Here is an 18,080-nt window from a genome sequence, read left to right as displayed (position 1 = left end):
CCCCGCACGATTGCGACCCCTCATGATTGCGACAAGGGCGCCCCGCCGCGGGCGCCCTTTTTCGTTCAGGGCGGCGGCGCCGTCGTTTCGCGTTCCATCAGCCGCGGCTCCAGCAGGGTCACGGCCGGGATCTCGCGCCCCGAGATGCGGTCCAGCACGATCCGCGCCGCCTTGCGGCCGATCTCGCGCTTGGGCTGGCGGATCGTGGTCAGCGCCGGGGCCAGGTGCGACACCAGCTCGATATCGTCGAAGCCGACGATCGAGACGTCGCGCGGCACATGATGCCCGGCGCGCTGAAGCCCCGACATGAAGGCGCAGGCCATCTCGTCGGAAAAGGCGAAGATGCCGGTCGGGCGGTCGGACGGCGGCAGCGCCCGCCAGGCCAGAGCCGCCTGCTGACCGGATTGCAGGGTGAAGTCGCCGGGAAATTCGGTGATCCGCGCCTGCCCCGCCGCCTGCATCGCGCCCTTGCGCCGCGCCTTGTGCAGCACGTTTCCGGGCGGGCCGCCGATCAGGCCGATATGCGCGTGGCCAAGGTCGCGCAAATGCGCCACGGCCAGCCGCCCGCCCTCGCGATTGTCCAGCATGACGCGGGGCATGTCCGCACCCTCGATCCATTCGCAGGCGGTGATCACCGGCGGCAGGTCCGCCCGCCCGGCCAGGTCGCCGAAGGGTGCGAGCCCGTCCAGAAGGATGATCCCGTCCGCCCGCGAGGGATCGAGGAAGCGATCAAGCCTCGTGTGCCGGCCGCTGTCCTCCAGCGTATCGGCGACCAGCAGGTCGTAGCCCGCGCCGGCCAGTTCGCGGCCCATGCCGTCCAGGATCTTGGCAAAGAACGGGTTGCCCAGGTTGGGCACCAGCGCCACGACGCAGCCGGTCCGCTGCTTGCGCAGGTTTCGCGCAGCGTGGTTCATACGATAGCCGGTCTCGGCCACCGCCTGCATCACCGCCTCGCGCGTGGCCTCGGCCACCACGCCCGGATTGGACAGCACCCGGCTGACGGTCGAGGCCGACACGCCCGCGCGCTGCGCGACATCCGACAATCTGGCCCGTCCGGGCGGGGTCCGGCTTTCCATCGCCAAAGGTTACGCGCGCCGCGCGGCGCGGTGCAAGAAAATGTTTGCAATCGATTGCAGACCAGTGCAGCCTGACCCTTGGGGAGAGAGGGGATCATGCGGACCATCAAGGGACCGGCGCTGTTTCTGGCGCAGTTCATCGGCGAGACGGCGCCTTTCGACAGTTGGGACGGCATCACCCGCTGGGCGGCCGATTGCGGCTATCTGGGCGCGCAGGTGCCGACCAGCGACCCGCGCATCCTGGACCTGAAGCGTGCCGAGCAATCGCAGGACTATCGCGACGAATTCCTGGGCATCGCCCGGCAGAACGGCGTCGAGGTGACCGAGCTTTCCACCCATCTGCAAGGCCAGTTGATCGCCGTGCATCCGGCCTATGACGCCGGTTTCGACGCCTTTGCGCCGCCGGCCCTGCGCGGCAATCCCCGCGCGCGGCAGGAATGGGCCACGGACCAGGTCGCCCGCGCGATCCGGGTCAGCCGGCTGCTGGGGCTGGACCGGATGGCGACCTTCTCGGGGGCCTTGGCCTGGCCTTACCTCTACCCCTGGCCGCAACGCGCGCCGGGGCTGGTCGAGGCCGCCTTCGACACGCTGGCCGCGCGCTGGCGCCCGCTGCTGGACCTGGCCGAAGAGCACGGCATCGACATCTGCTATGAGATCCATCCGGGCGAGGATCTGCATGACGGCGTGACATTCGAGATGTTCCTGGACCGGGTGGGCGGCCATGCGCGGGCAAACATGCTTTACGATCCTTCGCACTACGTCCTGCAACAGCTCGATTACCTGCAGAACATCGACATCTATCGCGACCGCATCCGCATGTTCCACGTCAAGGATGCCGAGTTCCGTCCGACTGGCCGGCAGGGGGTCTATGGCGGCTATCAGGGTTGGGCCGAGCGCGCCGGCCGCTTCCGCAGTCCCGGCGACGGGCAGGTGGATTTCGGCACGGTGTTCTCGAAGCTGACGCAATACGGTTTCGACGGCTGGGCGGTGGTCGAATGGGAATGCGCGCTGAAGCATCCCGAGGACGGTGCGCGCGAGGGCGCGCGTTTCGTGCGCGACCACATCATCCGGGTCACGCCGCACGCCTTCGACGATTTCGCCGCCAGCCGTGTGGACCGCACGGCCATCGACAGGGCGCTGGGGCTATGAGGCCGGTTCGCCTGGGCATGGTCGGCGGCGGCAGCGGCGCCTTCATCGGCGCCATCCACCGCATCGCGGCGCGCATGGACGGCCGGTTCGTGCTGGTCGCGGGGGCGCTGTCCTCGGACCCCGCGCGCGCGGCCGCCAGCGCTGCCGAGTTGGGCATCCGCAGCTATGCCGACTTCGCCGAGATGGCGCGAGCCGAGGCCGCCCGCGAGGACGGGATCGAGGCGGTCAGCATCGTCACTCCGAACCACCTGCACGCCGCACCCGCCGCGGCCTTCCTGCGCGCCGGCATCCATGTGATCTGCGACAAGCCGCTGGCGGCGACGCCGGAACAGGCGCGCGAGATCGCCGAGGCCGCACGGTCCAGCGGCGCGCGGTTCTTCCTGACGCATAACTACTGCGCCATGCCCATGGTGCGCGAGGCCCGTGCGCTGGTGGCCGAGGGCGCGCTGGGAGAGATCCGGCTGGTGCAGGCCGAATATCTGCAAGGCTGGCTGGCCGACCGAACCGACAGCAAGCAGGCCGAATGGCGCACCGATCCCGCCCGCGCCGGTGCCGGCGCCATCGGCGACATCGGCACGCATGCCTGGCAGCTGGCGCAATTCGTCACCGGCCAGACGCCCGCGTCCCTGTCGGCCGATCTCTCCAGCATGGTGCCGGACCGCGCGGTCGATGACGATGCGCGGATCGCGCTGCGTTACGCCTCGGGCGCCAAGGGCGGGATCTGGGTCAGCCAGGTCGCCGTCGGGCAGGAAAACGGGCTGTCCTTGCGCGTCTTTGGCACGCAGGCCGCGCTGGAATGGCGTCTTTCGGATTCCGAACGGCTGATCCTGTCGCCCAAGGACGGACCCGCCCGCATCCTGACCCGGGCGCAGGACCGCAGCGCCTCGTCGCGCACCCCACCGGGACACCCCGAGGGTTATCTGGAGGGTTTCTCCAACCTCTACCGTGATATAGCGGATATTATTCATGGAGATTCCAGCTTGCTGGATCGCGTGCCGGGGCTGGATGCCGGACTGTCGGGCATGGCGTTCATCACCGCCGCGCAGACATCCTCGGCCCGCGACGGCGCATGGATCGAGGTGGCGCCATGACCGTGCTGGCACTCGACAACGTCTCGAAAAGCTTCGGCCCGATCGAGGTGCTGCATGGCGTCGATCTGGCGCTGGAGCCGGGAGAGGTCCATGCCCTGATCGGCGAGAACGGCGCCGGAAAATCCACGATCATGAAGATCCTGGGCGGGTTCCTGGACCCGACATCGGGCCAGATCCTGCTGGACGGCGAGCCCGTCCATTTCGCCAGCGGGCCCGAGGCCGAGGCGCAGGGCATCGTCGTCATCCACCAGGAATTCAACCTCGCCTCAGACCTGACGGTGGCGGCGAATGTGTTCCTGGGTCGCGAGATCGGCGGCTGGCGGCTGGACCATGCCGCCATGCGGGACGCGACCGCCGCGCTGCTCAAGCGGCTGGACACGCGCATCGACCCGGACGCGCGCATCCGCGACCTGTCCGTGCCCGACCGCCAGATGGTCGAGATCGCCAAGGCCCTGTCGCGCAAGGCGCGGGTTCTGATCATGGACGAACCCAGCGCCGTGCTGACCCATCGCGAGGTCGGCGCGCTTTACGCCCAGATCGACCGGCTGCGGGCCGAGGGGGTGGCGATCCTCTACTGCTCGCACCGGCTGGATGAGGTGGCGTATCTGGCCGACCGCATCACCGTCCTGCGCGACGGCCGCGTCGTGCGCCAGGCGCTGCGCGGCGAGTTGACCGAGGACGGCATGGCGACCGCCATGGTCGGCCGCGAGTTGCAGGATTTCTATCCGCCCAAGGGCCAGCCGGGCGACCAGCCGGCGCTGGAGGTCCGGGGCCTGACCGTGCCCAGCCGGGTCCGCGACGTCAGCTTTACCCTGCGCCGGGGCGAGGTGCTGGGCATCGCCGGCCTTGTCGGCTCGGGTCGCACCGAACTGGCCGAGGGGCTGGTCGGGTTGCGCCCCTCGACCGGCAATATCCGGGTCGAGGGGCGCGAGGTCGCCATCCGCAGCCTGCGCGACGCCTTTGCCGCCGGCCTCGCCTATCTGACCGAGGACCGCAAGGAGGCCGGGCTGCTGCTCGACAAGGGCCTGCGCGAGAACCTGACATTGGCGACGCTGGAACGCTTTGGCGGCTGGCGGCTGGACACCCGCGCCGAGGATGCGGCGCTGGAACGCGCCACGCGGGAATTCGACATCCGCGCCCCGCGCCGCGACATGCCGGCAGGAAAGCTGTCGGGCGGAAACCAGCAGAAATTGTTGTTGGCCAAGGTGATGCTTCCTGATCCTGGAATCATTCTCATCGACGAGCCGACGCGCGGCATCGACGTGGGCACCAAGCGGCAGATCTATGCCTTCATCCGCAAGCTTGCCGCCGAGGGCCGCAGCCTGATCGTCATCAGCAGCGAGATGACCGAGGTGATCGGCCTTGCCGACCGCGTGCTGGTGATGCGCGAGGGGCGGCTGGCCGGCGAACTGGCCGGCGCAGACATGACCGAGGACAGCATCGTCCGCCTTGCCATGGGCGTGACCGGAGAAGCCGCATGAAGATCGACCTGCATACCCTTGGCCCGCTTGTCGCTTTGGTCGCCCTGGTGATCCTGGGCGCGGCGCTGAACAGCGCCTTTCTCGCGCCGGCGAACATCACCAACGTGCTGGCGCGCTCGGCCTTCATCGGGCTGATTGCGGTGGGCATGACCTTCGTCATCACGGCGGGCGGGCTGGATCTGTCGGTGGGCTCGATGGCCGCCTTCCTGGCCGGCATCGCCATCATCGCCATGAACGCCGCCCTGCCGACGACCGGCCTGAACTGGGGCACGATCCTGATCGGCATGGGCGTGGCGATCCTTGGCGGCGTCCTTGCCGGATACCTGAACGGCGCGCTGGTCACCAAGGCACGGATCGAGCCCTTCATCGTCACGCTGGGCACCATGAGCATTTTCCGCTCGCTGGTCACATGGCTGGCCGACGGCGGCACGCTGAGCCTCGACTACGGGCTGCGCACGCTTTACCGGCCGGTCTATTACGGCGGCATCGGCTGGATCACATGGCCGATCATCACCTTTGCCATCGTCGCGATCCTTGGCGAATGGACCATGCGCCATTCCCGCTTTGGCCGCCATGTCGAGGCCATCGGCTCGAACGACCGCGTCGCGCGCTATTCGGCCATCGACGTGAACCGGATGCGGCTTCTGACCTATGTGCTGCTGGGCGTGCTGGTCGGGCTGGCGGTGGTGCTTTACGTCCCGCGCCTCGGCTCGGCCTCGGGCTCGACCGGGGTCCTGTGGGAGCTTGAGGCCATCGCCGCCGTCATCATCGGCGGCACCGCGCTCAAGGGCGGGCGCGGCCGGGTCTGGGGCACGGTGGTCGGCGTGCTGATCCTGTCGCTGATCGACAACATCCTGAATCTGGCCGACCTGGTCAGCCCCTATCTGAACGGGGCGATCCAGGGGGTCATCATCGTTCTTGCTGTCGTCTTGCAGCGGGAGAAACGCACCGCCGAGGAGCGGTGACTGGGGAGGAAGCAAAAGATGAAACGCAGAAGCCTGATGAAAGCCGCCGCGCTGATGGCCGCGATGGGGATCGCCGCCCCCGCCGTCGCGCAGGACGCCGAGAAAAAGATCATCGGCGTGTCGATCCCGTCCGCCACGCATGGTTTCATGGGCGGGCTGAACTGGCACGCGCAGGACACGATCAAGCGGCTGGGCGCGGCCTATCCCAACCTTGAATTCGTGCTCTCCACCGCCGGCGACCCGGCCAAGCAGGTCAACGACATCGAGGACATGATGGCCACGCGCAACATCGACGCGCTGGTGGTGCTGCCCTTCGAATCCGAGCCGCTGACCGCGCCCGTCAAGGCGGTCAAGGATGCGGGCAAGTTCGTGACCGTGGTGGACCGCGGGCTGAGCCAGGAGGGGATCGAGGACCTTTACGTCGCCGGCGACAACACCGCCTTCGGCCGCGTGGCCGGGGAATATTTCCGCGACACCCTGCCGGCCGGCGCCAAGGTCGTGGTGCTGCGCGGCATCCCGACCACGCTGGACAACGAGCGCGTCGATGCGTTCCGGGCGGCGCTGGAGGGCTCCGAGGTCCAGATTCTGGACATGCAGCACGGCAACTGGAACCGCGACGACGCCTTTGCGGTGATGCAGGACTATCTGGCGAAATATCCGCAGATCGACGCGGTCTGGGCCGCCGACGACGACATGGCCATCGGCGTGCTCGAGGCGATCTCGGCCGCGAACCGCCAGGACGAGATGTGGGTGATCGGCGGCGCCGGCATGAAAGAGATCGTCAAGCGCATCATGGACGGCGACAAGCAGCTGCCGGTGAACGTGACCTATCCGCCGGCGCTGATCTCTTCGGCCATCGAGATGACGGCGCTGAACTTCGTGTCGAACGCGCCGATGACCGGGCGCTTCATCATCAGCAGCCAGCTCATCACGCCCGAGAACGCCGAGCAGTTCTATTATCCCGACAGCCCGTTCTGACGGCCCGGCCGCAGCCCCGCCAGCTTGTCGGGGTTGCGGGTGATGAAGATGGCGGCGATGCGGCCGTCATCCCTGATCTGCAAGGCGGTGGTCTGCAGGTGGCCGCCGACGCGGCTGAGGAAACCCGGCAGGCCGTCGATGGTGACGGCGCCCAGGAATTCGGGCCGCGGGCCGGGCTTGCGCGCCAGCCCGGCATAAAGCCGGGCGACGCGCTCGGCCCCGGCGATGACGTTGAGGAAGGCCAGCACCTTGCCGCCGCCATCGGAATGGACCTGCACGTCGCGCGCGAGGATCCGGCCCAGCACGGCCGGATCGCCCTGCCGGCAAGCCTCGAAAAAGGCCCGGGCCAGCACTTCGCCGGCCTCTTTCGGAACGGCGTGGCGGGGCCGGTCGATGCGCACATGCGCCCGCGCCCGCGCCGCAAGCTGGCGCGTGGCGGCCGGGCTGCGGCCGATGGTTTCCGCGACCTCGTCCAGCCCTTCGCCAAAGACGTCGTGCAGCAGGAAGGCGGCGCGTTCCAGCGGCGTCAACCGCTCCAGCGCCATCATCAGGGTCAGCGTCAGGTTGTCGGCGCGCAGGCTGTCGTCTTGGGGTTCGATCAGCGGCTCGGGCAGCCAGGTGCCGGGATAGGACTCGCGCCGGGCACGGGCCGATTTCATCTGGTCGAGGCACAGGCGCGAGACCACGCGCGTCAGCCATGCCGCCGGCTCGGCGATGGCCGCCCGGTCGCTGCGGTCCCAGCGCAGCCAGGCTTCCTGCAGGATGTCCTCGGCCTCGGCATGGCTGCCGAGCATGCGATAGGCCAGGCGCAGCAGACGGGGCCGCTGCGCCTCAAAGGTTTCCGTGGCGCGGTCAGGCCGCATCGGCCCGTTCCGCCGGCAGCCCCATCGCATGCGGGGCGCGCAAGCCGACCTGCACCCGGTTCCACAGGTTGATCGCGCCGATGGCCAGCGTCAGCCAGGCGCGCTCGTCCGGGGAAAAGGCTGCCTCGACCGCCTGCCAATCCGCGTCCGGCGCCCCGGTCTGGGCGATCAGCGTCAGCGCCTCGGTCCAGGCCAGCGCGGCGCGCTCGCGGTCGGAAAACAGCGGGCTGTCGCGCCAGCCGGCGACCATGTGCAGGCGCAGATGTGTCTCGCCATCCTGCAACGCCTCGGCCGTGTGCATCTGGATGCAGAAGGCGCAGCCATTGATCTGCGAGGCGCGCAGCTTGACCAGGTGCAGCAGCTTCGGCTCCAGCGGGCCGGCCTGCAACGCTGCCTCGAAGCCTGTCAGCGCGCGATAGCCGGTCCTGGTGCGGTCGAAATGATCGGTCATGCGGGGTGTCATCGGGTTGCTCCGTTCTACTGTTGCACGGGCTTGACGAGACAACGGCCGGAAATGTGACATCCCCCTGCAAGAAAATCCACGCCCTCCCCCGATTGCGCGCCGGTCAGGCCACCCGGCGGCCCTGCACCCAGGCGCCGCGCAACGCGGCACCGCCGCCGATGCGGGCCACGCGGATCACGTCGGCCCGCATCCCGTGCTGCAGCCGGCCGCGATCCCCAAGCCCCGTCGCCTCGGCCGGGGCCTGGGTCACGGTGGCGATGCCGCGCGCCATGTCGTCCCAGAGATCGCCCAGAAGCAACGCCGCCGACAGCAGCGACGAGGGCACGTAATCCGAGGACAGGATGTCGAGCAGCCCCGCCTCGGCCAGTTCCGCCGCCGCGACATTGCCGGAATGGCTGCCGCCGCGGATCAGGTTCGGCGCGCCCATCATCACGAGGATGCCGTGGTCGCGGCAGGCGCTTGCCGCCTCGGCCGTGGTCGGGAACTCGGCGAAATGCGCGCCATGCCCGGCCGAGACCGCGACCTGGCCCGCCGTGGTGTCGTCATGGCTGGCCAGCACCGCGCCATAGCGCCGCGCCTCGGCCACCGCCGTCGCCTCGTGCAGCGCGCCCAGCCGATCACGCAGGGCGCGCTGGCTGGCGACATGGTCGGCAAAGCCCTCGTCCGACAGGCCATGCTTGCCGCAGACATACTCCTTGAGCTTCGAGAGGTCGCGGAACTGCCGCTCTCCGGGCGTGTGGTCCATCAGGCTGACGATGCCGATACGGTCCCGGGGGCCGAATTTCGCCATCTCGGCCACCAGCGTCTCGGAACAGACCTCGGCCCGCAAGTGCAGGTAATGGCTGATCTTCAGCGCGCCCATGGCCCGCAGTTCCAGGATCTCGTTCGCCAGCGCCCGGGCATATTCGCCGTAATTCGCCTTGCCGTCCGACACGACCGAACCGACGCGCAGCGCGTCGAAGACCGTGGTGATGCCGGTGCCGGCCAATTCGCCGTCATGGGCCAGGATCGCCGCCTGATGCGGCCAATGCACCCTGGGGCGGGGCTGGATATGGCGCTCCAGGTTGTCGGTATGCAGCTCGATCAGGCCCGGCATCACCAGGTCGCCCCCGCAATCCACCGCGCCGGGGGGCACTGCGCCGCCCTGGTCGATGGCGGTGATGCGGCCATCCGCCATGCGCAGCGCGCCGCGGATCACCTCACCCGGCAGGATAAGCGTGGCATTGGCTAGGATCGTCTCGGTCATCTTTCTTCGTCCTGTCTTGCGTCCGGGTCCATGGAGGGGCTCAATGCCAGCGCCGTGTCACAAGCCTGTGACACGGAACCGATAAGAGCCTGCGCATGGACATGATGAAGCGTTACGCCGTCTATTACGCCCCGCCCCAGGGCACATTCGCCAGCCGCGCCAGCGCCTGGCTGGGCTGGGATGCGGCCACCGGCCAGCCCCTGACCCCGCCCGAGCTGGGCCTGCCGGCCGCGGAGATCACCCGCGATCCGTGCAAATACGGCTTTCACGGCACGCTGAAGCCGCCCTTCCGGCTGGCCGAGGACCGGGATGCCGAAGGGCTGCACCGCGCCATGACGGACCTCGCGGGACGGCTGGCGCCCGTCACCCTGCCCGGCCTGCGGCTGGCGAGCCTGGGCGGTTTCCTGGCGCTGGTGCCCAAGGGCGACACCGCGCCGCTGCAAGCGTTGGCAGCGACGGTGGTGGCGGCGCTCGACGGCTTTCGCGCGCCGCTGACCGAGGCCGAGATCGCCCGCCGCCGCCCCGAGCATCTGACGCCGCGCCAGCGCGAATTGCTGCGGCTTTGGGGCTATCCCTATGTCATGGAGGAATTCCGCTTCCACCTGACCCTGACCGACCGGCTGGAGGAACCACTGGCCGGCGAGGCGGCGCGGATCCTGGATGCGCATTTCGCGCCGGTCCTGCCGCAGCCCTTCAAGGTCTCGGAGCTGTGCCTCTTCGGCGAGGCAGAGGACGGGCGCTTCCACCTGCTGCATCGCTATACCCTTTCCGGCTGAAGCGCGGCGAGGAAACGCGCCAACCCCTGTTCGGGCGTGCCGTCGTTCATCACCACGCGCGGCGCGATGCCGGGCGGCAGGGGAAAGCCCGCCCGCGCCAGCCGCGCCGCCTGATCCGCGCCGCTTTCGCGGCCGCGCCCCGCCAGCCGGCGGGCCAGCACCTCGGACGGCGCCGTCACCAGCAGCACCATCAGGCCGGGAAAGCGCGCCTGCGCCTCGGCCAGCACGGTGCGGCTGGCGTTGATCAGCAGCGTGCCCTCGCCCGCCAGCGCATCGGCCGGAATGCCGTAGCCCAGCCCATGCGCGCGCCAATGCAGGGCGAATGCGCCGGCCTGCTGGCGTTTCTGGAATTCGGCCTCGCTGACGCCCTCGAAATCCTCGCCGCCTGCCTCGGCCGGGCGGGTAATGACGCGGCGGGCGGCGCGGATGTCGGGCCGCGCGGCGCAGGCCAGCGCCATCAGCGTGTCCTTGCCCGCGCCCGAGGGACCGACCACCGCGACCAGCCGAGGGCTCATGCCGCCAGCCCCCGCGTGAAGCCGGTCACGTCGACCAGCCGGTCGCAGACCCGTTCTCGCGCGCCCTCGTCGTGAAAGATGCCCAGGATCGCCGCGCCGCGCGCCTTGGCCTCCTCGATCAGGCACAGGACCACCTCGCGGTTCTGCGCGTCCAGGCTCGCCGTCGGCTCGTCCAGCAGCAGCGCCGGATAGTCATGGGCAAAGCCGCGCGCGATGTTGACCCGCTGCTGCTCGCCACCCGAGAAGGTGGTGGGCGACAAGGCCCAAAGCCGCTCGGGGATGTTCAGCCGCGCCAGCAGATCCGCGGCGCGCGCCCGCGCCTGCGGGGCCGGGGTGCCAAGGCGCAACAGCGGCTCGGCCACCACTTCCAGCGTCGGCACGCGCGGCACGACGCGCAGGAACTGGCTGACATGGCCCAGCACCGCGCGGCGCAGCGCCAGGATCTCGCGCGGCTCGGCCGTGACCACATCCAGCCCGCCGATGCGGATCGACCCGCCCCCGGCCAGGTAGTTGCCATAGACCATGCGCATCAGCGTCGACTTGCCGGCGCCCGAGCGGCCGACCAGCCCGACGCATTCGCCGTGGTCCACGCGCAGATGCGCGCCCGCCATCACCGGGATCGCCACGCCACCCTGATTGTGCAGGGTAAAGCTTTTCGAAAGGTTCCGGATCTCGATCATGGGGCTACACCTGAAGGACAGAGGACACGAGAAGCTGGGTATAGGCGTGCTGCGGATCGTCCAGCACCTGGTCGGTCAGCCCGCATTCCACCACCCTGCCCGATTTCATCACCATCAGCCGGTCGGCCAGCAACCGCACTACGGCCAGGTCGTGGGTCACGATCACCACCGACAGGCCAAGGTCGCGCACCAGGCCGCGCAACAGGTCCAGAAGCCGCGCCTGGACGCTGACGTCAAGGCCGCCGGTCGGCTCGTCCATGAACACCAGCCGCGGCCCGGTCACCAGGTTGCGCGCGATCTGCAAACGCTGCTGCATGCCGCCCGAAAAGGCCGAGGGCCGGTCGTCGATCCGGTCCGCCGCGATCTCGACCCGGCCCAGCCAGTCGGTCGCGCTTTCGCGGATGGCGGCATAGTTGCGCGCGCCCACGGCCATCAGCCGCTCGCCGACATTCCCGCCGGCCGAGACGCCCATGCGCAGCCCGTCGCGCGGGTTCTGGTGGACATAGGCCCAGTCGCCCCGCAACAGCCGGCGCCGCTCGGCTTCCGAGAAAGCCAGCACGTCGGCGCCGTCGAACAGGATCCGCCCCTCGTCCGGGCGCTGGTGCCCGGCCAGGCAGGACAGCAGCGTCGACTTCCCCGAGCCGCTTTCGCCGACGATGCCCAGCACCTCGCCGGGATAGAGGTCGAAGCCGACGCCGGCGCAGCCGATCCGCGCGCCGTAGCGTTTCGTCAAGCCCTGCACCGACAGCAGCGGTGCGGCGGTGATGGCGTTCTGCATCAGGGTCATGGCGTGGCTCCTTGCGGCGACAGGCGGCCGCGATGCCCCTGCGCCTGGCGCGAGGCGCAGAAATCGGTATCGGAACAGACGAACATGCGCGTGCCCCGGTCGTCGGTGATGACCTCGTCCAGATAGCTGCCGGCCGAGCCGCAGAGGTCGCATTCGTGATCGGCCTTCGAGGCGGCAAAGGGATGGTCCTCGAAATCCAGGCTGACCACGTCGGAATATGGCGGCACGGCATGGATGCGCGCCTCGCGCCCGGCACCGAAAAGCTGGATCGCCGGATTGCCGGCCAGTTTCGGATTGTCGAATTTCGGGATCGGCGAGGGGTCCATGACATAGCGCCCCTCGACACGCACCGGATAGGCATAGGCGGTCGCGATCTCGCCGTGGCGGGCGATGTCCTCGTAAAGCTTGACGTGCATCAGCCCGTATTCCTCAAGCTCGTGCATCTTGCGCGTCTCGGTCTCGCGCGGTTCCAGAAAGCGCAGGGGTTCGGGGATCGGCACCTGATAGACCAGGATCTGCCCCTCGGCCAGCGGCTGCTCGGGGATGCGGTGGCGGGTCTGGATCACCGTGGCGTCGGTGGTGCGCTCGGTCGTCTCGACCCCCGCCGTGCGCTGGAAGAAGCGGCGGATGGACACGGCGTTGGTGGTGTCGTCGGCGCCTTGGTCGATGACCTTCAGCCGGTCCTCGGGCGTCAGGCAGGCCGCCGTCACCTGCACGCCGCCTGTGCCCCAGCCATAGGGCATGGGCATCTCGCGGCTGGCAAAGGGCACCTGATAGCCCGGGATCGCCAGCGCCTTCAGAAGCGCGCGGCGGATCATCCGCTTGGTCTGCTCGTCCAGATAGGCGAAGTTATAGGCTTGGTCGGTCATTCCGCCGCCTCCTGCATCTGCACGGCCTCGCGCCGCATACGCCGGACCAGTTCCAGTTCCGCCTGGAAATCGACGTAATGCGGCAGCTTGATATGTTCGAGGAAACCTGTCGCCTGGATGTTGTCGCAATGGCTTAGCACGAATTCCTCATCCTGTGCGGGAGCGCCGGTGAAATCCTCGCCCAGCTCCTGCCAGCGCAGGGCGCGGTCCACCAGGCTCATCGAGATCGCCTTGCGCTCGGACTGGCCCATGACCAGGCCATAGCCGCGGGTGAATTGCGGCGGCTCGGACTTCGAGCCCTTGAACTGGTTCACCGTGTCGCATTCGGTCAGCTCGACCTCGCCGATCTCGACGGCAAAGCCCAGCTCGGGCAGTTCCACCTCGACCGCGACGCGGCCGATGCGCAGCTCGCCGACAAAGGCATGGGTGCGGCCATAGCCGCGCTGCGTGGAATAGGCCAGCGACAGGGTGAACCCCTCGTCCGCCCGCGCCAGCGCCTGCAAGCGCAGCGCGCGCGAGGCCGGCAGTTCCAGCGGCTGGCGCGTCAGGTCGGGGGCGGGCGTGTCATCCGCCGGCTGCTGCTCGATCAGCCCGTCGCGGTCCAGCAGGCCGGTGACATGCGGCACCGGCTCGTCCGGCGCAGGCGCCATGGGGGCAGGTTGCGGCGTGCCTTCGGCTGCCAGCGCGAAATCCAGCAGGCGGTGGGTATAGTCGAAGGTCGGCCCCAGCACCTGCCCGCCCGGCAGGTCCTTGAAGGTGGCCGAGACGCGGCGATCGACCGCCATCGCCGCCGTATCGACCGGGCGCGAGGCACCGAAACGCGGCAATGTCGTGCGATAGGCGCGGATCAGGAACACCGCCTCGATCAAGTCGCCGCGCGCTTGCTTGATCGCGAGCGCGGCCAGGTCGGGATCGTAGAGCGAGCCCTCGGCCATCACCCGGTTCACCGCCAGCGCCATCTGCTCGCGGATCTGGGCGACGGTCAGTTCGGGGACCGACGGATCGCCCCGGCGCTCCTCGGCCAGCCAGGCATGGGCGGCGTCGATGGCGCGCTCGCCCCCTTTGACGGCGACATACATCAGGCGTCCTCCACGGTGGTGCTGCGCGGCAGGGCGGCAAGGCGCGCGCCGCAGGTCAGGATGCAATCGAAGCCCAGCGGGAACAGCGCCCGGTTGGCGCGGAAGGCCGCGGTCTCGGGCAGCGAAAGCCGCGCCTCGGTCTGGATGCCGGGGCCGGTCAGGCGGGCGCCCTCGGGTTCCAGCCGGTCCAGCTCCACGATCAGCGTGGCCGAGCGGTCGGGATAGGACGGCTCGCCGGTGCGGAAACGGGTGACGGGTTGCAGCGCCTCCCAGCCGCCAAGCGCGAATTGCGCCTGTTCGGCGGGAACCAGCGGCGCGCCGGTGTGAAAGCCGATCCAGCCGCGCAGCGCCTCGCAATCCGCGTCACCGGCCAGATGCAGGGGCGTGGTGCTGTCGGTCAGCGTCAGCAGCGCCACCCCGGCGGCGACCGAGATCGGCGCGGGCGGCTGCGCACCAGCCACGGTAAAGATGCGGCCGGGCCGGGCCATGGCCTCCAGCAGCGCGCGAAAGGCATGGGCGGATTGGGTGGAAGGATCGGCGAAACCGCCGGTCAGGATGGCGTTCATGCGTCCTCTCCGCGTAGCATGGTGAAGAATTCGACCCGGGTGGCGGCGGCCTTGGCGGCGCGGGTGGCGCGCGCCCTGGCGGCCGCGGCCCGCAGGGGGGCCAGCACCTGCGTCGCGATCTGCGGCGCGGCCCCGGTCTGCATCAGCGCATCGGCGACGGCGGCGCGGGCGGCATGCGCCTTGTCGCGGCCCTGCACGCAGGCATGGCCCACCGCGCCCTCGGACAGCCGGACCGAGCAGCGGGTGACGGTCATCTCGCCCAGGTTGAAGGGCACGCCGGTGCCGCCGATGCGGCCCTGCACCATCACGGTGCCGATCTCGGGTGCGCGCAGCATCTCATGCGCGGGCAAGTCGGGCAGCAGCGCCGCCAGCCGGCCCGGCGGTGCCTTGGCCAGCGCCGAGATCCATTCGCGGCGCGCAGTGGTTTCGGGTTGGGATGATTGGGACATTCCGGGCCTCGACAAGCTTGCGGGTTTGTCTAGTTTTCTATACAACTAGACAAGTGATAGCCCGCCCATCGATTCGGCTCAAGGGCCGGCTTCGTGAATTTTTGGTGACGGAGGCAGCATGGCCCGCAGTCCGATCTGGAAATCCATCGCCGACACTTTGGAAAGTGAAATCGGCGACGGCCACTATCACCCCGGCGACAAGCTGCCGTCCGAGGCGGTGCTGGCCGCGCGTTTCGGCGTCAATCGCCACACCGTGCGCCATGCGCTGGCCGCGCTGGCCGAGGCGGGGACGGTGCGCTCGCGCCGCGGCGCCGGGGTCTTTGTCGCGGCGCGGCCCACGGATTATCCGCTGGGCCTGCGGGTGCGGTTTCACCAGAACATCACCGCCTCGGGCCGCGCGCCCTCGCGCCGGCTGACGCTGACCGAGACGCGCGCCGCCAATGCCGAAGAGGCCGAGGCGCTGCACCTTGACCCCGGCAGCCCGGTGCATGTGGTCGAGGGCGTGTCGCTGGTCGATGGCCAGCCGGTGGCGGTGTTCCGCTCGGTCTTCGATGCGGGGCGCTTTCCTGACCTCTTGCAGCATGTGGTGGCCATCCCCTCGGTCACCGCGGCGCTGGCGGAATGCGGGCTGAGGGACTATACGCGCGCCTCGACCCGGCTGACGGCGGAGCTGGCGCCGGCGGTGATGGCGTTGGCGCTGGAGGTGCCCGAGGGCGCGCCGGTGCTGCGCTCGGTCGCGGTGAACGTGGACGCGGGGGGCGACGCGGGCGGCGTGCCGGTAGAATACGGCACCACCTGGTTCGCCGGCGACCGCGTCACGCTAACCCTGCGCCCCGAGGACGGCCGCTAGCCCTTGATCAGCTTGCGGCGCAGCCAGCCCGAAAAGCTGTCCATCGCCATCACCATCAGCACGATCAGCACCATGTAATAGGCCACGTCCTCCCAGTCCTTCTGGGTCTGGATCGCCTGGGTCAGCAACAGGCCGATGCCGCCGCCGACGATGGCGCCGATCACCGTCGCGCCGCGGGTGTTGGATTCCAGGAAATACAGCACCTGGCTCAGCAGCACAGGCGTCACCTGCGGGATCACTCCGAAGCGCGCGCGCTGCACGGCCCCCGCGCCGGTCGAGCGGATGCCCTCGACCTGCTTTTCGTCGATGTTTTCCAGGGCTTCCGAGAACATCTTGCCGAAGCTGCCGGTATCGGTCAGCAGGATCGCCAGCGCGCCGGTCATGGGTCCGGGGCCGAAGGCGCGGGCCAGCACGATGGTCCAGATCAGCCCGTCCACGCCGCGGATGAAGTCGAAGATCCGCCGCAGCCCGAAGCGCAGCGCCCCCAGAGGCATCATGTTGCGCGCTGCCATGAAGCCCAGCGGCAGCGCCAGGATCGCCGCGCCGAACGTGCCCAGAAAGGCCATCAGCACCGTCTCGAACATGGCCCAGATCACGTCGCCATGCCGCCACATCGCGTTGGTCCAGAAATCCCGCGCCATGGCGGCGACGTTGGGCAGGTCGGGATCGACGCGCGGCCCCCAAAGCGCACTGGCGGCGATCTCGGGCCAGCTCATGTAGTGGAACGGGCTGTCGAGGGTAAAGAAGAACAGCGCCCAGCCCGGCTCATAGCGGAAGGTCTCGACCTTGGAGCGGGTATAGGCAAAGCGCCCGGCCTCGGTCGTGACGCTGACCCGACCCTCCGACGCGCTGATCCAGTCGGGCAGCGGCTGCGGCGCGGTCAGGTGCAACTGGCCGTCCTGGGGCCGGATGTCGATCAGGCCGTAGCCCGGCACGTCATAGCGCGCGCCATCCGCGTCATAGGTGACGACATGGCCATGGCCCAGGTCGATGCGGGTGGCATCGCCTTGGGTGGCGATCCATGCCGGCAGGCGGTCGGCGGGATAGACCCCCTTGGCCTCGCCGTCGATGGCGACGCGCAGCGCGCCCGTGCGGTTGTCGCGCGTCACATGGGTCTTGTGCTGCCAGAAATCCGACAGCAGCACGGCGGCATTGTCCATCCGCGCCCGGCCGGCCAGCCCGGCGACGTCGAAGGCCACGGCGGCATAGGCCAGATAGGCCAGGATCGCCAGCGGCACCGCAAAGGCTGCCAGCCGGCGACGGGCAAAGCGGGTCAGCACGGTGCCGGTCAGGGCGGGGGAAAGCGTGGCGGTCTTCGTCATGGTTCAGCCCCTTACCAGCCGGCCGCGCGCGTGGTCCGAGATGCGGTCGATCACGACGATGGCCACGAAAAGCAGCAGAAAGATCGCCACCACCTCGTCATAGCGGCCCCCGCCCCATTGCATCGCCAGCTTCAGGTCGTAGCCGATGCCGCCCGAGCCGACGAAGCCCAGGATGGCGCTGGCGCGCAGGTTGATCTCGAACCGCATCAGCGCATAGGACAGCCAGTTCGGCGCGACCTGCGGCAGGACGCCCAGCCCCATCTGCTGGCCCCAGCCGGCACCGACCGAGGCAAGCCCCTCGACCGGCTTCAGGTCGGCATTCTCGGCCACTTCGGAAAACAGCTTGCCAAGCGCGCCGGCGGTATGCAGCGAGATGGCGATGACCGCCGGCACCGGCCCGCCGCCCAGGATATAGATCAGCACCAGCGCGATCACGATCTCGGGCACGGCGCGCAGCGCGTCCATCAGCCGGCGGAACACCCCCGTCAGCCGCGGCCAGCGCGCCAGCCCGCGCGTGGACAAGAGCGCCAGCCCCATGGCGACCAGCCCGCCCAGCAGGGTCGAGACGGCGGCGATGTTCAGCGTCTCGACCAGCGAGGGCAGGTGCGCCATCAGCAGGCCCGGCAGGTTCGCACGCTTCTGCCATGCCTCGGCCAGCACCTCGGAGGGAAAGGCCAGGACCATCGGCAGCCCGTCGACGAAGCCGCCGGCATTGCGGCTTTCGGCCAGCCGGAACCCGGCCGCCATCATGGCGACGAAGATCACCAGCAGCAGCCCGCCATAGAGGCGGCGCCGGCGGGCAAGTTCCAGATAGGCGTCGCGATGCGCCGGGGCGAGATCGACCATGACAATCCTGCGGGTGACATGCGGATGCC

The 18,080-nt window shown here is 69.4% G+C and carries 20 protein-coding genes; 7 read left to right on the top strand and 13 right to left on the bottom strand.

Features of this window, described 5'->3' with window-relative positions:
* Window positions 1-65: 65 nt before the first annotated feature.
* Window positions 66-1,076 carry a LacI family DNA-binding transcriptional regulator gene (locus tag BLT64_RS00700; protein WP_011750986.1) on the bottom strand — a complete coding sequence of 337 codons (1,011 nt, stop codon included), beginning with the start codon at window positions 1,074-1,076 and terminating at the stop codon, window positions 66-68.
* 96 nt (window positions 1,077-1,172) lie between these two features.
* Here BLT64_RS00700 and BLT64_RS00695 point away from each other — a divergent pair, with 96 nt between their 5' ends.
* The 5 genes from BLT64_RS00695 to BLT64_RS00675 are packed head-to-tail and all read left to right on the top strand — an operon-like array spanning window position 1,173 to window position 6,740.
* On the top strand, window positions 1,173-2,225 hold the full coding sequence (locus tag BLT64_RS00695) for a sugar phosphate isomerase/epimerase family protein (RefSeq protein WP_011750987.1): 1,053 nt from the start codon (window positions 1,173-1,175) through the stop codon (window positions 2,223-2,225).
* The gene (locus tag BLT64_RS00690) at window positions 2,222-3,316 is read left to right on the top strand and encodes a Gfo/Idh/MocA family protein (RefSeq protein ID WP_011750988.1); all 1,095 of its coding nucleotides are present in this window, start codon (window positions 2,222-2,224) and stop codon (window positions 3,314-3,316) included. The genes BLT64_RS00695 and BLT64_RS00690 overlap by 4 nt, the downstream gene beginning before the upstream one ends.
* Window positions 3,313-4,797 (top strand): sugar ABC transporter ATP-binding protein, encoded by a 1,485-nt coding sequence (locus BLT64_RS00685; RefSeq protein ID WP_011750989.1) that lies wholly within the window; start codon window positions 3,313-3,315, stop codon window positions 4,795-4,797. The genes BLT64_RS00690 and BLT64_RS00685 overlap by 4 nt, the downstream gene beginning before the upstream one ends.
* Window positions 4,794-5,762: an ABC transporter permease gene (locus BLT64_RS00680; protein ID WP_011750990.1), complete on the top strand. Its 969-nt coding sequence runs from the start codon at window positions 4,794-4,796 to the stop codon at window positions 5,760-5,762. The genes BLT64_RS00685 and BLT64_RS00680 overlap by 4 nt, the downstream gene beginning before the upstream one ends.
* Before the next feature lie 18 nt (window positions 5,763-5,780).
* On the top strand, window positions 5,781-6,740 hold the full coding sequence (locus tag BLT64_RS00675) for an ABC transporter substrate-binding protein (RefSeq protein ID WP_011750991.1): 960 nt from the start codon (window positions 5,781-5,783) through the stop codon (window positions 6,738-6,740).
* On the opposite strand, the gene BLT64_RS00670 is transcribed toward BLT64_RS00675, so the two are convergent.
* The 3 genes from BLT64_RS00670 to BLT64_RS00660 all read right to left on the bottom strand — a co-directional run bounded on the left by BLT64_RS00670 (window position 6,719) and on the right by BLT64_RS00660 (window position 9,312).
* Window positions 6,719-7,603 (bottom strand): sigma-70 family RNA polymerase sigma factor, encoded by an 885-nt coding sequence (locus BLT64_RS00670; RefSeq protein ID WP_011750992.1) that lies wholly within the window; start codon window positions 7,601-7,603, stop codon window positions 6,719-6,721. The genes BLT64_RS00675 and BLT64_RS00670 overlap by 22 nt on opposite strands.
* Window positions 7,593-8,066, bottom strand: a complete 474-nt coding sequence (locus BLT64_RS00665; RefSeq protein ID WP_011750993.1) for a carboxymuconolactone decarboxylase family protein — start codon at window positions 8,064-8,066, stop codon at window positions 7,593-7,595. Before BLT64_RS00665 ends, BLT64_RS00670 begins: the two co-directional genes overlap by 11 nt.
* Window positions 8,067-8,169: 103 nt before the next feature.
* Window positions 8,170-9,312, bottom strand: a complete 1,143-nt coding sequence (locus BLT64_RS00660) for an alpha-D-ribose 1-methylphosphonate 5-triphosphate diphosphatase (protein WP_011750994.1) — start codon at window positions 9,310-9,312, stop codon at window positions 8,170-8,172.
* Between the two features lie 95 nt (window positions 9,313-9,407).
* Here BLT64_RS00660 and BLT64_RS00655 point away from each other — a divergent pair, with 95 nt between their 5' ends.
* Complete coding sequence (locus tag BLT64_RS00655) at window positions 9,408-10,088, top strand: DUF1045 domain-containing protein (protein WP_011750995.1); 681 nt, start codon at window positions 9,408-9,410, stop codon at window positions 10,086-10,088.
* On the opposite strand, the gene phnN is transcribed toward BLT64_RS00655, so the two are convergent.
* From phnN to phnG, 7 genes are read right to left on the bottom strand one after another with little or no spacing between them, the layout of a single operon-like run.
* A complete protein-coding gene (phnN, locus tag BLT64_RS00650) occupies window positions 10,070-10,603 on the bottom strand; it encodes a phosphonate metabolism protein/1,5-bisphosphokinase (PRPP-forming) PhnN (RefSeq protein ID WP_011750996.1) in 534 nt (177 codons plus the stop codon). The genes BLT64_RS00655 and phnN overlap by 19 nt on opposite strands.
* Window positions 10,600-11,283 carry a phosphonate C-P lyase system protein PhnL gene (gene phnL / locus BLT64_RS00645; protein ID WP_011750997.1) on the bottom strand — a complete coding sequence of 228 codons (684 nt, stop codon included), beginning with the start codon at window positions 11,281-11,283 and terminating at the stop codon, window positions 10,600-10,602. The genes phnN and phnL overlap by 4 nt, the downstream gene beginning before the upstream one ends.
* Before the next feature lie 4 nt (window positions 11,284-11,287).
* The gene (gene phnK, locus BLT64_RS00640) at window positions 11,288-12,070 is read right to left on the bottom strand and encodes a phosphonate C-P lyase system protein PhnK (RefSeq protein WP_011750998.1); all 783 of its coding nucleotides are present in this window, start codon (window positions 12,068-12,070) and stop codon (window positions 11,288-11,290) included.
* Entirely contained in the window at window positions 12,067-12,939 is an 873-nt protein-coding gene (locus BLT64_RS00635) for an alpha-D-ribose 1-methylphosphonate 5-phosphate C-P-lyase PhnJ (RefSeq protein WP_011750999.1), read from the bottom strand. Before BLT64_RS00635 ends, phnK begins: the two co-directional genes overlap by 4 nt.
* Entirely contained in the window at window positions 12,936-14,018 is a 1,083-nt protein-coding gene (locus BLT64_RS00630) for a carbon-phosphorus lyase complex subunit (protein ID WP_011751000.1), read from the bottom strand. The genes BLT64_RS00635 and BLT64_RS00630 overlap by 4 nt, the downstream gene beginning before the upstream one ends.
* Complete coding sequence (phnH, locus tag BLT64_RS00625) at window positions 14,018-14,584, bottom strand: phosphonate C-P lyase system protein PhnH (protein WP_011751001.1); 567 nt, start codon at window positions 14,582-14,584, stop codon at window positions 14,018-14,020. Before phnH ends, BLT64_RS00630 begins: the two co-directional genes overlap by 1 nt.
* Window positions 14,581-15,033 carry a phosphonate C-P lyase system protein PhnG gene (phnG, locus tag BLT64_RS00620; RefSeq protein WP_011751002.1) on the bottom strand — a complete coding sequence of 151 codons (453 nt, stop codon included), beginning with the start codon at window positions 15,031-15,033 and terminating at the stop codon, window positions 14,581-14,583. The genes phnH and phnG overlap by 4 nt, the downstream gene beginning before the upstream one ends.
* A 118-nt stretch (window positions 15,034-15,151) precedes the next feature.
* Here phnG and phnF point away from each other — a divergent pair, with 118 nt between their 5' ends.
* Window positions 15,152-15,883 carry a phosphonate metabolism transcriptional regulator PhnF gene (gene phnF / locus BLT64_RS00615; protein ID WP_011751003.1) on the top strand — a complete coding sequence of 244 codons (732 nt, stop codon included), beginning with the start codon at window positions 15,152-15,154 and terminating at the stop codon, window positions 15,881-15,883.
* On the opposite strand, the gene phnE (BLT64_RS00610) is transcribed toward phnF, so the two are convergent.
* A complete protein-coding gene (gene phnE, locus BLT64_RS00610) occupies window positions 15,880-17,205 on the bottom strand; it encodes a phosphonate ABC transporter, permease protein PhnE (protein ID WP_011751004.1) in 1,326 nt (441 codons plus the stop codon). The genes phnF and phnE (BLT64_RS00610) overlap by 4 nt on opposite strands.
* A 3-nt stretch (window positions 17,206-17,208) precedes the next feature.
* Window positions 17,209-18,051 (bottom strand): phosphonate ABC transporter, permease protein PhnE, encoded by an 843-nt coding sequence (phnE, locus tag BLT64_RS00605; RefSeq protein WP_011751005.1) that lies wholly within the window; start codon window positions 18,049-18,051, stop codon window positions 17,209-17,211.
* Window positions 18,052-18,080 lie beyond the last annotated feature (29 nt).

The sequence above is a fragment of the Paracoccus denitrificans genome, from assembly GCF_900100045.1.
In the GTDB taxonomy this organism is placed as follows: Bacteria; Pseudomonadota; Alphaproteobacteria; order Rhodobacterales; family Rhodobacteraceae; genus Paracoccus; species Paracoccus denitrificans.
Note: the sequence above shows the minus strand (reverse complement) of the source record. Positions and strands in the feature narration are given on the sequence as shown.

What these genes read in the sequence shown, in the direction of transcription:
- BLT64_RS00665 (WP_011750993.1), bottom strand. Translation starts at nt 8,066, where the DNA reads ATGACACCCCGCATGACCGATCATTTCGACCGCACCAGGACCGGCTAT.
- phnH (WP_011751001.1), bottom strand. Translation starts at nt 14,584, where the DNA reads ATGAACGCCATCCTGACCGGCGGTTTCGCCGATCCTTCCACCCAATCC.
- BLT64_RS00695 (WP_011750987.1), top strand. Translation starts at nt 1,173, where the DNA reads ATGCGGACCATCAAGGGACCGGCGCTGTTTCTGGCGCAGTTCATCGGC.
- BLT64_RS00700 (WP_011750986.1), bottom strand. Translation starts at nt 1,076, where the DNA reads ATGGAAAGCCGGACCCCGCCCGGACGGGCCAGATTGTCGGATGTCGCG.
- BLT64_RS00670 (WP_011750992.1), bottom strand. Translation starts at nt 7,603, where the DNA reads ATGCGGCCTGACCGCGCCACGGAAACCTTTGAGGCGCAGCGGCCCCGT.
- phnL (WP_011750997.1), bottom strand. Translation starts at nt 11,283, where the DNA reads ATGATCGAGATCCGGAACCTTTCGAAAAGCTTTACCCTGCACAATCAG.
- BLT64_RS00635 (WP_011750999.1), bottom strand. Translation starts at nt 12,939, where the DNA reads ATGACCGACCAAGCCTATAACTTCGCCTATCTGGACGAGCAGACCAAG.
- phnE (WP_011751005.1), bottom strand. Translation starts at nt 18,051, where the DNA reads ATGGTCGATCTCGCCCCGGCGCATCGCGACGCCTATCTGGAACTTGCC.
- phnK (WP_011750998.1), bottom strand. Translation starts at nt 12,070, where the DNA reads ATGACCCTGATGCAGAACGCCATCACCGCCGCACCGCTGCTGTCGGTG.
- phnE (WP_011751004.1), bottom strand. Translation starts at nt 17,205, where the DNA reads ATGACGAAGACCGCCACGCTTTCCCCCGCCCTGACCGGCACCGTGCTG.
- BLT64_RS00630 (WP_011751000.1), bottom strand. Translation starts at nt 14,018, where the DNA reads ATGTATGTCGCCGTCAAAGGGGGCGAGCGCGCCATCGACGCCGCCCAT.
- BLT64_RS00690 (WP_011750988.1), top strand. Translation starts at nt 2,222, where the DNA reads ATGAGGCCGGTTCGCCTGGGCATGGTCGGCGGCGGCAGCGGCGCCTTC.
- BLT64_RS00675 (WP_011750991.1), top strand. Translation starts at nt 5,781, where the DNA reads ATGAAACGCAGAAGCCTGATGAAAGCCGCCGCGCTGATGGCCGCGATG.
- phnN (WP_011750996.1), bottom strand. Translation starts at nt 10,603, where the DNA reads ATGAGCCCTCGGCTGGTCGCGGTGGTCGGTCCCTCGGGCGCGGGCAAG.
- phnG (WP_011751002.1), bottom strand. Translation starts at nt 15,033, where the DNA reads ATGTCCCAATCATCCCAACCCGAAACCACTGCGCGCCGCGAATGGATC.
- BLT64_RS00685 (WP_011750989.1), top strand. Translation starts at nt 3,313, where the DNA reads ATGACCGTGCTGGCACTCGACAACGTCTCGAAAAGCTTCGGCCCGATC.
- BLT64_RS00660 (WP_011750994.1), bottom strand. Translation starts at nt 9,312, where the DNA reads ATGACCGAGACGATCCTAGCCAATGCCACGCTTATCCTGCCGGGTGAG.
- BLT64_RS00680 (WP_011750990.1), top strand. Translation starts at nt 4,794, where the DNA reads ATGAAGATCGACCTGCATACCCTTGGCCCGCTTGTCGCTTTGGTCGCC.
- BLT64_RS00655 (WP_011750995.1), top strand. Translation starts at nt 9,408, where the DNA reads ATGGACATGATGAAGCGTTACGCCGTCTATTACGCCCCGCCCCAGGGC.
- phnF (WP_011751003.1), top strand. Translation starts at nt 15,152, where the DNA reads ATGGCCCGCAGTCCGATCTGGAAATCCATCGCCGACACTTTGGAAAGT.